Genomic DNA, 12,681 nt, shown 5'->3' with positions numbered 1-12,681 from the left:
GGGCATCCTCCTCGTGCGCGGCCCCGATCATCTGACCCACGTAACCGGCCACCGTCCGCAGCGCCGCCGCCAATGCCTCCGCGTCGCCCCTCGCCGTGGCAGCGTTGGCCGCGAAAACCTCCGAAAAGTGCCCCTTGAAGTCCTCCTTCGCCGAGGCGACGAACGACGTCCGCGACCCGGAATGCTCCTCAAGCCTTGAGGCCGCCGACTCAAATCCCGCCCTGACGGAATCCGCAACGGCATAACTGAACCGCCCACCGTCAGTTGCATCCGAAGCCGGCAACAACGGCACCTCAACGAACTCGGTCACAGCCAAAGCCCCCCATTGAACAAGAACCGGAATAAAGAAAAGCCACCATCACACTGACCCACAGCCGCCCGGGAAAGGTCACCAGCGGCAGGAACAGCACGACACCAGGCATAAAAACCGGACCTGGATAGAACCCGGGGCCGGCTAAGAATGTAGGACCGCGCAAGGCCGGGCAACCGCCCGCTCACAGAAAGCGGAGTGGCTGCCCGGCCTTCACTCGCGAGAAAACCAGTTCAGGCGCCGCCGCCAGCCGAGAAAATATCCTGCGAGATCTTCTGCAACTGTCCCCGCAACTGCTCCAGCTCATCCTTGGCCTTATCCAGGGCCGCCTTCGTCTCCGGCCAGGTCGAACCGCGGAACTCCGCCGCCAGGGGACCATCCCAGACATTCGGATCCGACAGCACCTTGCCCTGCGAGTCCAGCGCAGAGATCTGGTCGGTGAAACCGCCATTGATGATCGACTGCACCTGCGCGATCGCAGCCTTCGCTTGCTCAGTAGACAACACACGCGACATAAGAAGTTCCTCCCCAAAAGACAACCATTTACGGCCGGCCAAATGCAGGCCGGGGCCCAGACCACGCTGACGCTACCAAGTCTCGGCAATAAATCCAACAAAAGAAGAAACATGCCGGGCCAGCAGGGGCCTTTCCGCGGCACCACTCCTGAATGCCAGGCGGCGTCGAGGAACTCAAAACGGTAGTTAGTCAATTTGCCGGACCAACCCCGTATATCCTATTCGAGGCACCATGAACGCAACAGGGGGACGATCATGCCCGTATCAACGTATTCTCACCCGCACAAACGGAAACGACGCACGGCCACGGGCCGCGCGCTGGGCGCCGTCATTGTCGCCGTGGGGCTGGTCGCAACGACGACGTCGTGCACCAAAGTTCCCGAGTCCGAAGCGGTGTCCAACCCGGTCAAGCTCCTGCAAAGCGTGCGTGTGGGCCTGTCCTCTGCCGCCGGTGTCCGGACGATCAACGGCACCACCATTTCCGTCTCCGCGGCCGGAGCCTCCTCTGCACAGGATGCAAAGTACGACGCCGCCCAGGCGGTCGGTGAGCTGCCGGTCCGGGTGAGCCTGCAGTACCGGGCCGGTGACAAGTCCGGCTCCGACCTCACCGAGCTTAAGGGGCACTCCGGGCCGGTCGAGATCGACCTGACGCTGGAAAACCTCACGGTTAAGCCGCGGGTCATCGCATATGACGCGGCCGGCCAATCCCGCTCCGCCACCGCCTTGGTAGGGGCACCGCTGACCATCGCGGCGGCAACCAAACTTGCCGGGGTCCGGGCCGATGACGTGACCGCGGGTTCCGCGGACGGCAGGACGGGTACCAACGGTGTCCTCAGCAGAGCCGAGGACGGTGCCACCGTGGTGCAATGGGCCACCGTGCTGGCCCCGCCGCGGTCCGGCGCGAGCACTACCCTGCGCCTGGTCGCTGATGTCAAAAACTTCCAAGTCCCCGCTTTCGACGTGGCGGTCCAGCCCGGCCTCAACACCGACCTCAGCGCCGACGGCGTCCTCGCAGGCGCGTTCTCCTCGGGCGCGGGCTCCGAGATGGAGTTGCAGCGCCGCACAATCTCGCTGGTTTCAGACGTCAACACGGTGCTGACTAAGGCCGGTTCCACGATCACCGACATCCGGCGGAACCTGCAGGCGACCTCACAGACCCTGGGCGTCAAGACCGCGAGCGAGCTGCGCGATAACTCCGCGGCGCTGGGCGCCACCATGGTGGACCTGAAAGAACAGTTGAAGACCCTCGGCGCCGACCTGGAGTCCGCGACGAAGTCGACGCAGTCCACCACCGCGTCCCAGCTGAAGCTGACCGTGTCGACTGTGGACACGATGCTCGGCGACACTACGGCTGTGCCCGCAACGGCTCCCATCAGCGGCAACGGCTGCACGGCCGAGGTAGCGAAGTCGGGCAAGGCGGCCACGGTTTTCTCCAGCATCCAGACCATGGCTTCGCAGCTCGACGCCTACGCAAAGGTAAGCGCCGGCTGCCGGGATACCGTGGCAGGCGCCATCAAAGCCACCATGGGCCCCGAGAACCCCACCGCCAAAGACTGCGCAGAGCAGGCCTCGATGACCTGCTCGCTCTACGGCTCCGCTGTGACCGTCACCGGCGCTTTGCTGGGCCTGGTCAAGAAAGGCGACGACCTGGTGGCGGACCTGCAGCCACAACTGGTCGAGGGCGCGATCAAGGATCAGGCCTCCTCCGCCGCGACGCTGGAGACAGTGCGCGCCGATCTCGCTGCTGTGCTCGCCGGCGCCCAGACCACCGATGACTACAAGACTGCGCTCGCCAACGTGAACGCGGCGATCAAGTCCGCCAAGGCATCCGTCGCCGCCAGCCGGGACGCGGCTGCCGCGGTCAGCAGCAGCATCGACGGCCTGCGGCAAAAGCTGGTCGACATCAAGAAGACCGCCCAGACCGCCCGGACCGAGCTCGGCGACGGCTCGCTGCTGAACGGCTCCATGACGCAGCAAGCCCAACAGCTTGCCGATGAGCTGTGCAAAATGGCCGACGGCACTTCCCCCCGTGCGGGCCGGCTTTCCGCCAGCCAGGCGGACCAGCTGCGCTCCTACCTGACGTCCACTCCGTGCGTGGCCACAGACGTAAACGGAAACCCGGCTCCGGGGCTGACCCCGCCGCCGGGGTTCAAAGCCCCGCTGGGCGACCGGCTCGTGGCCCAGTCGGCGGCCTGGGACGCGGTCCTGGCGGCCACCGACACCGCCGCCCCCGACGCGGTGATCGGCCAGGCACTGACCACCCTGGGCGCGACGGTGGATGACCTCGACGCCAAGCTGGACGCGATCATCACGGCGACGAAGGCGCTCGACGGCGCCGCAACCGGAGGCGTCAACAACACCAAGGGCGAACTTGTTGCCTTGAACACGGCGCTTGGCGGCGCGATCGACTCCTCCGGCGCGGTCGGTTTGACGCTGGGGAAGTTGAAGGAGCAACAGGACGGCCTCGGCGACAAGATCAAGGAATCCCTCCGCCAAGTCTCGGCCGACACCGCCGCTGAGGTCTACAAGGCCGTCGGCGACCAAGTACGCCAGGTCGCCGAAATCGGTGGCGCAGGTTCCGACTCCGTCGTCACGGCCTTCAACCGCTCCATCTCCGGGTTGAAGTCCACCTCGGACGAGGTAGTAGAGGACGCCAAGGGCACGGTGAACAAGCAACGGGACGAACTGCACCAACAGAGCGATGCGCTGGCCGCGTCCCTGGACAAGAGCACGCAGACCTCGCTTGCGAGCATCGCCTCCAGCACATCCGGCTCGACACGCGATGTCGAAGGCGCCAGGGCCCTCCTGTCCTCCAGCCTGAACAAGGTAATGCTTGATCTGGGCGACCGCTCGGTGAACGGCTCTGGCCTGCTGGGCTCGATGGCGACAAGCGCCGCCAAAGCCGACACCGCTGACTATCAGCTGGCACTGGCATCGCAGAACGCTGAGGGCTACGCCAACATCCGCTCCAGGGACGTGGCGGGTTTGCTGCTGCGCCAAGCCCAGTTCAAAGCCTCCCTCACCGCAGTCGACGAATTGCCGCCGTTCCACCTCGAGGTGCCAGCCGGCGCCAGGTCGCAGACCCTGTACATCTTCAAGATCGGCGGCGAAGCATGAGCCCCCGTGCCAGGCTCACGACCCTGCTCGCCGCCGGTGCCGCCGTCGTCCTCATGGCTGCGCTCGCCCTCACCATGACTCTGAGCCGCCCCGGGGAGGCACCACGGCCGGATCCGGTGGCCGCGGCGGTTCCCGTGATGCTGACGGCGGAGGGCCTGCCGAGAGACTTCTCCCTCGGCGTCGTCCTCACGCTGGGCCGATCCGGCGAGCAGGGCTCCGCGTATAACCAAGCGGCACAGGGCGCTGTCGTCGCCGCACAGCGCTTTGCCCGGGGCGGCGCCGCAGTCGCCTTGGCGGCCCAGAACGACCGAGGCACAGACGACGGCGCGCGCGCCGCCGTCCAAACCCTCGCCAAACAGGGAGTATCCGGGGTTATCGTGGCGACCACGGGTTCCCAGGCGCAGGCTGCGGCCAAGGCCGCCCAGGAGCTGGGCCTCCCTGCGATCCTGCCCTACGACGAACCGGCGAATCCCGGGCAGGCCACCTGGACGACGGGGCCCTCGGGTTCATCCCGCCAAGCCGCCCTTCGAAAGGCGCTGAGCGGCAAGAACAGGGTGCTGCTGGTTAGCGACGGCGGCGGGAGGCCGACCTCGGTCGGGATCTCGCAGACCCTGAACCTCGTCGACTTCAACGATGTGCGCGAGCTAGCCCAGGAAGCCGCCATCCGGACCGGTGACCAGCTGCGCCCGCCGGCCGGCGATGCCCCCGCAGGCGCCGAATCCACCCGGGTGGCCGAGCCCGCGGACGCCGTGATCGTCTCGGCCGCCACCCCGCAGCGGTTGGCCCGGCTGGTCCAGGCCCTGCAGGCGCGCGACGTGTCCGTACCTGTAGTCCTGCCCGACGGTGCCACAGCCCCGGCGTTTGCTTCGACGCTCGCCGAACTCGACGGCGCGGCCTCCGGGCAACTGGTCAGCATAGCCCAGGCCGGAGGCGACGCCACCGCGCTCCAGCAGGACGCCCAGGGGCGCGGGATGTCCGCGTTCCTGTCCGCCGTGCGGCTGGCGTCCGGCGACCCGAAGGTCAGGAACTTGACTCACGACGCCGCGTTCTCCGTCGACGCCTGGGCCGCGGACGCACGCAGCCACGACGCCGTCGTCGCTTTCGTGCGGGCGGCCGCATCGGCCCGAAGCGGCGATCCCGCCAAGGTCGGACCGGCACTGCGCGCCATGTCGTTCGGCCCTGCCGACGGCCTTGCCGGCCCCGCGCTGGACTTCTCCCGCTCCACAGCGCTGACCGCGGAGGCCATCCCGGTCCACGCTTCCCCGCAGGATCTGGGGCTCCGCCCGCGAGACGAGGCCGCTCCCCGGCTCGTCTGGGTGCCGACGCCGGCGAATCCCTGACCACGCTGCCCCCGCCCACCACGGGCGAACGGGTCATTATTTCACCACAGAAGGAGCGCCCCGGTGCGAGTGCTGATCGACCTGGACGAACGCCGCTTCGAGTGCGAAGTGGCTCAGGCCGCGCCCGCAACCACACTGGCGGACTTCGTGGCGGCCGCGGGCGGCCCGCGGCTCGCCTCTGAGGAGACCGTGTTCCTCAACGAGGCCGAGGTGCGTGGATCCACCCCTTTCTCCGAGCTGGTCATCCTGGAGGGCAGCCGCATCTCGCGGGCGCCCTGGCAGACCCCGGGGAGGGTGCGCGACTGGAGCCTGACGCTCGCCGGTGGCGAGCAAGCCGGCGCCGTGGTCGACGTGCCGCACGGCCGTGAGATGCTCATCGGCCGGTCGCCGCACGCCGATTTGAGCCTTCCCACCGAGAGCGCGTCCTGGGACCACTGCCGCCTGCGCCGCGAGGAAGACGGGGTGCGGGTAATTGATGGCGGGTCCACCAACGGCACCCTCGTTAACGGCCAGCAAGTTGGCGAGGACGGGGTTCTGGTCACCGAAACCGCCACGATCACGGCCGGCGGCACGGTGCTTCTCCTGCGCCGGTCCCTGGAGGAGCCGCCGGCTCCGGCGCCCGGCAGCTTGCACAACCTCACACCGGCGGGGACCGCACCCTTCAACCGGCCGCCCCGCCCCGGACGGGCGCCGGCGGGCGAGCCTCTCGTTCCGCCGAGCCGGAAGGAAGTCCCGCCGGCCAGCAAATTCAGCTACATCTCGGTGGTGGCGCCCCTGGTGATGGCGGCGGCGATGGTCCTGATCCTGCGGGATCTGCGCTTCGCGATGTTCGCCCTGCTGAGCCCGGTCATGGCCGTGGGCATGTGGTTCGAGCAAAAGCGCCGACATGCCCGCGGGCTTAAAGAAGAAGACGAACGCTTCGCCGGCGCACTCGAGGAGTTCGAGCAGCAGGTCCGTGCCGCTGCCGCGGCGGAGACCGCCCGTCGGCACCGAATGATCCCGGATCCGGCGACGGTTGTACGACGCCCGGCTTTGCCTGCCACGTCCTTGTGGCAGCGCCGCGCGGACGCGGATGACTTTCTGGCCCTGCACGCCGGCACAGGTGATGTCCCCTGGAAGCCTGAGGTGGACCGAGCGGCCGGGGCCCGGATGGACGAGAAGGTAAAGGACTCGCTTGCCGCAGCGCGGTTGCAGGCTTCCCCCGTGCTTGTGGACCTGACCGACGCCGGGGTGGTGGGCATTGTGGGCCCGAGGAAGGGGGCGCTGGCGCTGGCGCGGTCCCTCCTGACCCAGGCCGCGGTGCATGTGGGTCCCGCGGATCTGACCGTCGGGGTATTCTGCGACGCAGGGCGCGCCGACGAGTGGGAGTGGGCCTCGTGGCTGCCGCACACCCGCCAGGCGGGCAGCAGTACCGGCGAGCGCTGGATGTCGGCGCACCGTGAGACCAGCGTTGCAATGTTGCGTGCGCTCAAAGACGACGTGCAGGAACTCCCCACACCCGCGCTGTTCGTCGTTCTGGATTCCGAGGTGCTCACGGAGGGCCGGGACGCACCGGCCCGCGCGCTGCTAGGGACGGGCCGCTCGATGCCCGGGGTCCACACCAGTGCGCAGCGACCCCCCTCCCGGGTGGCCGGCATCGTCATTGCAACCTCCGAGGAGCAGTTGCCGGCGGCTTGCACGTCGATCGTCACGGTGGGTATGGATGCCGCGGCCACGGTCTACCAGCCCGAGGACCTGACCCGTGTTGAGGACGTCATCCTGGCGGGCCTGGACCGTGAGGAGGCCCTGCGCTGCGCCATGCGGGTTGCACATTTCGAGGATCCGGAGCTGAGCGTTCCCGGCGCCTCGCTGCCCTCGCTGGTGCGGCTGCCCGGGCTCCTTGGTTTCGACCGCCCCGATCTGGCCACAATCCGCCGCCTGTGGCAGTCCCCCACCGGCGTGTCCACGCCGATCGGCACCGGCGAGGCCGGCACCCTGACCTTGGACCTGGTCAAGGATGGACCGCACGGCCTGGTCGGCGGCACCACCGGTTCCGGCAAGTCCGAGTTCCTCCGCTCGCTCGTGGCCGGCCTCGCGGCACGCAACGATCCGACCCGGCTGAACTTCATCCTGGTCGACTTCAAGGGCGGCGCAGCCTTCAAGGCCTGCGAACGCCTGCCGCACACGATCGGCACCATTTCCAATCTGGACGAACAACTCGCGGACCGGGCCCTCCGTGCGCTGGAGGCGGAGATGGAGCGGCGCCAGAGGATCTTCGCCGCGGCCGGCGAGGGCATCGACAACCTGGACGCTTACCTGGCGACGAACCCGGCTGAGCCCATGCCGCGGCTGCTCCTAGTGATCGACGAGTTCGCCATGCTGGCCAAGGACTTCCCGGACGTACTCAAGGCACTCGTGAGCGTAGGCGCCGTCGGCCGGACCTTGGGAGTGCACATGATCCTGGCAACACAGCGCCCGGCGGGAGTGGTCAGTGACGACATCCTCGCGAATACGAACCTCCGGGTGGCCTTGCGCGTGCAAAGCCGCGACGACTCGAACAACGTCATCGGTGTACCCACCGCGTCGGCGATTGGCCGGGCCCAGATGGGCCGCGCCTTCGTGAAACTGGGCCAGGACGAGATCACTCCGGTGCAGACTGCCCTCGTGACCGGGCAGGCCCAGCTCGGCGGCGGGCCAGCCGTGGACGTGCGGGAGATACGCCAGTTCGGCGTCCCTGCGCCCGCACCGCGGCCGAGTGCTGCGGCGGCGGACGGGAACGACCTGGACCTGCTCATCGATGCGATTGTCGTGGCCAATGCCGAGGCAGGCTATGCCCCGCCACGGCAGGTCTGGCCCGAGGCCTTGGGCGAGCGGGTCGAGCTGGATGGTTTCCTTGCGCCAAAGGACGCCGCCCACCCCGGAGCGCAGGCCGTTTCACCCCTGCCACATGCACTCCCTCCCCTGCCGACGGCAGGTGCCGTCCAAGGCTCCTCTGTTCTGGTGGCCGTCGTGGACGAGCCGGAACTGCAGCGCCAGTCTGCGGCTGGGTGGGACCTATCCGTCGGGAACCTGATGCTCATGGGCGTGGCCGGCTCCGGCACAAGCACAGCGCTGGCATCGATCGCGCTGACCCTCGCGAAGGACACCGATCCGTCCGAGCTGGACCTGATGATCCTCGACATGGGCTCCCGCGAGCTGGAACCGCTGGCAGCGCTGCCGCACACGGTGGCCTATGTGGGAACCGGCGCCGGCGCCAAGGAACAGCAGGCCCGGTTCCTGCGCCACCTGAATACCGAGTTGGAGAGCCGCCGCGCGGATCCGGGCCGGCACCGCCGCACCGTGGTGCTGGTGGACGGGCTGGCCTCGCTGCGCGATGAGTTCCAGGACTTTGAGGGCCAGCAGCTGCTGGCGCTGTTGTATCGCGCCTATGCGGACGGTCCGGCGTTAGGGCTGTCCTTTGCGGTCACCACCACACGCGCCAAGGCGGTGCCCTCGGCCATGAACGAGGTGACACTGCAGCGGTGGCTCTTCCGGCTGGCGGACGCCTACGACTACTCTTCGCTGGGTGTCCGCGGCAAGGAAATCCCCGCTCCGCTTCCCGGCCGCTGCGTGGATCCGCGCACCTCGCTGCAGATGCACGTGGCGACGCCGGGCATCGGGATCGAGTTCGCAGTGGATCTCGTACAGCGGAGCTGGCCCGCTGCGCCGGCTAAGTCGCAGGCCATCCGGCGCCTGCCCGCCAGCGTCACGTTGCCGGAGCTGGGCGTGAAACCCCGACTGGACGCCGAGCCGTGGCTCGTCCCGGTGGGGATGCAGGAGGCGGACCTCTCCCCGGCGTTCCTCGAAATCTACGAGGGTGAGCATGCCTTACTCGCCGGACCCGCCCGTTCGGGCAAATCTACCCTCCTGCTCGCCATTGCGGCAGCCGTCCGCGGCACCGCCACACCCCATGGCCCGGCCCAGGTGTGGGCCATCTGCGACCGCCGCTCGCCCCTGGCCTCTTCGGACTTCGACCGGGTCGCTGTGGGCGCTGACGAGGTACCTGCACTGGTGGCTTCGCTCCGGCTGGAGCGGGGCGCGGTATTCCTGCTGATTGACGACGCCGAGCGCTTCGAGGACGCTGATCAATCCATCGCGGGCATTGTGTCTTCCGGGCAGCCAGGCCTGTGCGTCATTGCCTCCGGACGGGCAGCGGACCTGCGCGGGCTGTACAGCCACTGGACCAAGACGGTCCGCAAGTCCCGGCTGGGCGTCCTTCTGCAACCGGACGTGAATTACGACGGCGAACTGCTGGGTGCGACGCTCCCGCGGCGGTCCCCCGTGGCGATGACCGCTGGGCGCGGCTATCTGGGGGTAGGCGGCCAGCTGTCCCTGATCCAGTCCATCAGCACCGGGGATTGACCCGGCGGGCGGCAGCCCGTGAACATGAGCCAGCCGCCCGGAGCGGGGAACCAGATCGACAGCGTTGGAGAATACGGAATGCAACTCGCACAGAGGGGTCAGGCGCTCGGAGCGTCCTACCGATTCGGCGAACGGGTGGGCTCGGGTGCCGTCGGCGAAGTCTGGACGGTCACTTCGGCCGACGGCGCCACCTTTGCCGCAAAGGTCCTGCGTCCCGAGCATGCCGACGATCCCTCGCTCGTGGAACGCTTCGTCCGTGAGCGGTCCGTGCTCCTCGGGCTGCAGGACTCCCACATCGTCACGGTCAGGGACATGGTGGTTGAAGGCTCCCGCTTGGCCATCGTGATGGACTATGTAGCCGGCGGCTCGCTCCGGGACGTGGTGCGGGCAACCGGGCCGCTCCGCCCGGCGGACGCGCTCACGGTGGCGGCCGAGGTTTACGATGCACTTGCCCTGGCACACTCCCGCGGCGTCACCCACCGGGATATCAAACCGGACAACGTGCTCCTCGCCCGCCCCTGGGCCGAGTGGGGCCCGGGCGACGTGCGGGTCTCGGACTTCGGCATAGCCGACGTGGTGAGCGAGAGGATCCGGCAGACCACAGGCCTGATCGGCACACCGCAGTACATGCCGCCCGAACTCATCAGCCAGGGCCGCTCCGGCCCGCCAGGCGATGTGTACTCCACCGGCGTTCTGCTCTACGAGCTCCTGGCCGGGCGCACCCCCTTCGCCGGGCCCGGGCCAGACTTCAGCGTCGCCTACCGCCATGTGTCCTCACGCCCGCCTCGAATTCCCGTGCCCGACCCGCTCTGGCAAGTACTCGACGCGCTGCTCTCCAAGGAGCCGGACCAACGCCCGACGGCGCGCGAGGCCGCCGCTACCCTTCGGCGGCACCTCCGCGCACTAGCAGGTGTAGAAGCATTGACCCGCACCGAGGCACCGGAGGACTTCGTCGAGGTCGAACGCCCCGCCACTGTCGTTCGCGGGGCCTTTTCCGATTCGGAGCTCGCAGCCTTCGCCACGGCACCGGTGGCGGACGCCGGCCACGAAGTGCCGGAACTCGGCGAGGCGGACAACGCAACGATCGTCCGTTCCATTCCGCGCCGGGAACTCCAGCAGACACCGGACGTCCGGTCCAAGGACAGCACGGAGAGCGTTCCGTTCTGGCGGACCCGTAAGGCGCTGCTCCTTGCCGGTTCCGCTGCGCTCCTGCTAGTGGCCATGGTGGGAGGCTTCGCTGTCCTCGCCCCCTCCGACCAGCCGCAGGCGACGACCGGGGCCGGCGGGCAGTTGTCCACGCAGCTTCAGGGCACGACCCTGCCGACCGGCCTGACGATCTCGCGGGCCGCAGCCTACACGCCGTCATCCGGTCAAGTGCGCCTGACCATCGCGTACTCGGCACAGAAGGCGCCGCTATCCGGCGAGTTCCTTGAAGTAATCCCTGGCCTGACCGACGGCGAAGCGTGTCCCGCAGTCACCTGGAGCGGCGCCCCGGCGAGCCGGAACCAGGCCTCGCTGACCGGTCTCGACGTCGGCTGCGGCTGGAGGCTTTCGGGGCTGAAGGTCCCGGCGGGAGGACGAGTCGAGGTGACCGCCACGGTGTCGGTGACCCCTGGGGACCAGAAGTCCCTCGATGCGTGGCTGAGAGCCGGCTCCGAGGCGACAACGGCCGCGACTCAAGACTCGGAAGTCAAGGGCACCGCCTATCCGGTCCAGCGCCTGAAGGGTGTAGAAGTGCGCACTCCGGCGCGCATCGTGACGTCCAGCCCACTTCGCATCACCTTGGTGCCGGTATGGGCCAGCGGGGCCGACGAGCTCAACCCGCTCTACGTCAGTCCCGCTTCCGGGAAGCCGTCTCAGATGCTCGATGCGGTGACCGACGGCGAGAAGGGTCTGCGGTTCTCCGACGGCTGCGGCGGGGCACTGGCGGTGGAAAGCTCCGGGCTCACCGTGACAGCCCTTCAGATCACGCCCCAGTGCACCGTGCGCGCCAGCGTTGGGAACTTCACCGAGCTCCAGTCGCCGAGCTTCGGAATCACCTCCCGCGAGAACTCGTAGCGTCTTTAGCCGGAAGTCACGAAGCCGCCCAGTCCTCCGGCCATGCGGGGGCCGGCTGCTACTCGCCGGAGCCGCCCATGAATCGGACGAACCTCTGCAGCACGCCGGGCCAGCCCGCCTGGTACTCCGCACGCGTCGCAGCCGGGTCCTGGGCGCCCTCCCAGCCGCTCTGTACCAACCGCAGCTCCGTGCCGCCTTCCACCGCCCTGAAGGCGACGCGCAGCTCGGTGGACCACAGGGCCTTCGTGCCGGGGTGCCAGCTGGCGTGGAAGGACAGTGGGGGTTGCCAGTCGTCGATTGTGCCCCAGATGGCGGTCCGGCCGTCGTCCGCCGTTTCGAGAATCAGGTTTTCCTCGAACTCCACATAGGAGCCCGCACCGTACACACTGTGGTCCTCGAGCGGCCACCAGAGATGGGTGTGCTCGGTAAATCCGACAAAAGCCCTCGCGACCGCGCCGGGGACGACGACGGTAAACACCACCGGCTCGAGACCCCCTGCCGGCTCGGGTTCCGGAGAGGCCGCAGCGTGGCTGAAGAGGTTATCCATGGGCACCAACTCTACTGGTTGCCGCTCCGCCCTGCCCGGTCCGGTGTAGCCGGGATGGGTGGTTTTGTGGTTAAAGGGGGAGAGCCTCCAACCTGGTGGTTGGAGGCTCTCGACCTAATAGATGTCCGGCGGTGACCTACTCTCCCACACCCTCCCGGGTGCAGTACCATCGGCGCTGTGGGTCTTAGCTTCCGGGTTCGGAATGGGACCGGGCGTTTCCCCCACGCTATGACCGCCGTAACCCTGTGTCCGCGCCCCTGGCCGGGGGCCTGGGGTGGGAAATCTGGTGGTTACAACATGTTCGCTGCACTTGGTGCAGTTGTGGTGTTGTTATTCAGTTATTGGTTCCTGTGCAACGTTTCGTCTGGCGACGGCTTTGTTGTTTGGGAACCACATAGTGGACGCAAGCAGTCT

8 protein-coding genes and 1 rRNA gene are annotated in these 12,681 nt (G+C 68.1%); 5 read left to right on the top strand and 4 right to left on the bottom strand.

The annotated features are described in order from the left end of the window. Both ABLI39_RS17200 and ABLI39_RS17195 read right to left on the bottom strand, forming a co-directional pair. The coding region (locus tag ABLI39_RS17200) for a hypothetical protein (RefSeq protein WP_349414774.1) at window positions 1-310 on the bottom strand (310 nt) is incomplete at its 3' end. 233 nt (window positions 311-543) lie between these two features. Further along, complete coding sequence (locus ABLI39_RS17195; RefSeq protein ID WP_175321939.1) at window positions 544-825, bottom strand: pyrophosphorylase; 282 nt, start codon at window positions 823-825, stop codon at window positions 544-546. Between the two features lie 255 nt (window positions 826-1,080). Between ABLI39_RS17195 and ABLI39_RS17190 the strand changes: the two genes are divergently transcribed. The 4 genes from ABLI39_RS17190 (at window position 1,081) to ABLI39_RS17175 (ending at window position 11,720) form a co-directional block, all read left to right on the top strand. Beyond that, window positions 1,081-3,942 carry a hypothetical protein gene (locus tag ABLI39_RS17190; protein ID WP_349414773.1) on the top strand — a complete coding sequence of 954 codons (2,862 nt, stop codon included), beginning with the start codon at window positions 1,081-1,083 and terminating at the stop codon, window positions 3,940-3,942. Then, window positions 3,939-5,282: a hypothetical protein gene (locus ABLI39_RS17185; RefSeq protein ID WP_349414772.1), complete on the top strand. Its 1,344-nt coding sequence runs from the start codon at window positions 3,939-3,941 to the stop codon at window positions 5,280-5,282. The genes ABLI39_RS17190 and ABLI39_RS17185 overlap by 4 nt, the downstream gene beginning before the upstream one ends. A gap of 63 nt (window positions 5,283-5,345) precedes the next feature. Next, entirely contained in the window at window positions 5,346-9,662 is a 4,317-nt protein-coding gene (locus tag ABLI39_RS17180) for a type VII secretion EssC family protein (RefSeq protein WP_349414771.1), read from the top strand. Window positions 9,663-9,740: 78 nt separating this feature from the next. Continuing rightward, window positions 9,741-11,720 carry a serine/threonine-protein kinase gene (locus ABLI39_RS17175; RefSeq protein WP_349414770.1) on the top strand — a complete coding sequence of 660 codons (1,980 nt, stop codon included), beginning with the start codon at window positions 9,741-9,743 and terminating at the stop codon, window positions 11,718-11,720. A 58-nt stretch (window positions 11,721-11,778) separates the two neighbouring features. Here the strand turns inward: ABLI39_RS17175 and ABLI39_RS17170 are convergent, their stop codons facing one another. Further along, a complete protein-coding gene (locus tag ABLI39_RS17170) occupies window positions 11,779-12,267 on the bottom strand; it encodes an SRPBCC domain-containing protein (protein WP_349414769.1) in 489 nt (162 codons plus the stop codon). Between the two features lie 123 nt (window positions 12,268-12,390). Next, window positions 12,391-12,507: ribosomal RNA gene (rrf, locus tag ABLI39_RS17165) — 5S ribosomal RNA — on the bottom strand. Between rrf and ABLI39_RS17160 the strand changes: the two genes are divergently transcribed. Beyond that, a partial coding sequence (locus ABLI39_RS17160; RefSeq protein WP_349414768.1) for a hypothetical protein occupies window positions 12,496-12,681 on the top strand: 186 nt, incomplete at its 3' end. The two genes, rrf and ABLI39_RS17160, sit on opposite strands and share 12 nt — an antisense overlap.

It is taken from the genome of Pseudarthrobacter sp. B907, assembly GCF_040137805.1.
In the GTDB taxonomy this organism is placed as follows: Bacteria; Actinomycetota; Actinomycetes; order Actinomycetales; family Micrococcaceae; genus Arthrobacter.
Note: the sequence above shows the minus strand (reverse complement) of the source record. Positions and strands in the feature narration are given on the sequence as shown.

Coding starts and splice junctions, on each gene's coding strand:
- ABLI39_RS17195 (WP_175321939.1), bottom strand. CDS start 825: ATGTCGCGTGTGTTGTCTACTGAGCAAGCGAAGGCTGCGATCGCGCAG.
- ABLI39_RS17185 (WP_349414772.1), top strand. CDS start 3,939: ATGAGCCCCCGTGCCAGGCTCACGACCCTGCTCGCCGCCGGTGCCGCC.
- ABLI39_RS17175 (WP_349414770.1), top strand. CDS start 9,741: ATGCAACTCGCACAGAGGGGTCAGGCGCTCGGAGCGTCCTACCGATTC.
- ABLI39_RS17170 (WP_349414769.1), bottom strand. CDS start 12,267: ATGGATAACCTCTTCAGCCACGCTGCGGCCTCTCCGGAACCCGAGCCG.
- ABLI39_RS17190 (WP_349414773.1), top strand. CDS start 1,081: ATGCCCGTATCAACGTATTCTCACCCGCACAAACGGAAACGACGCACG.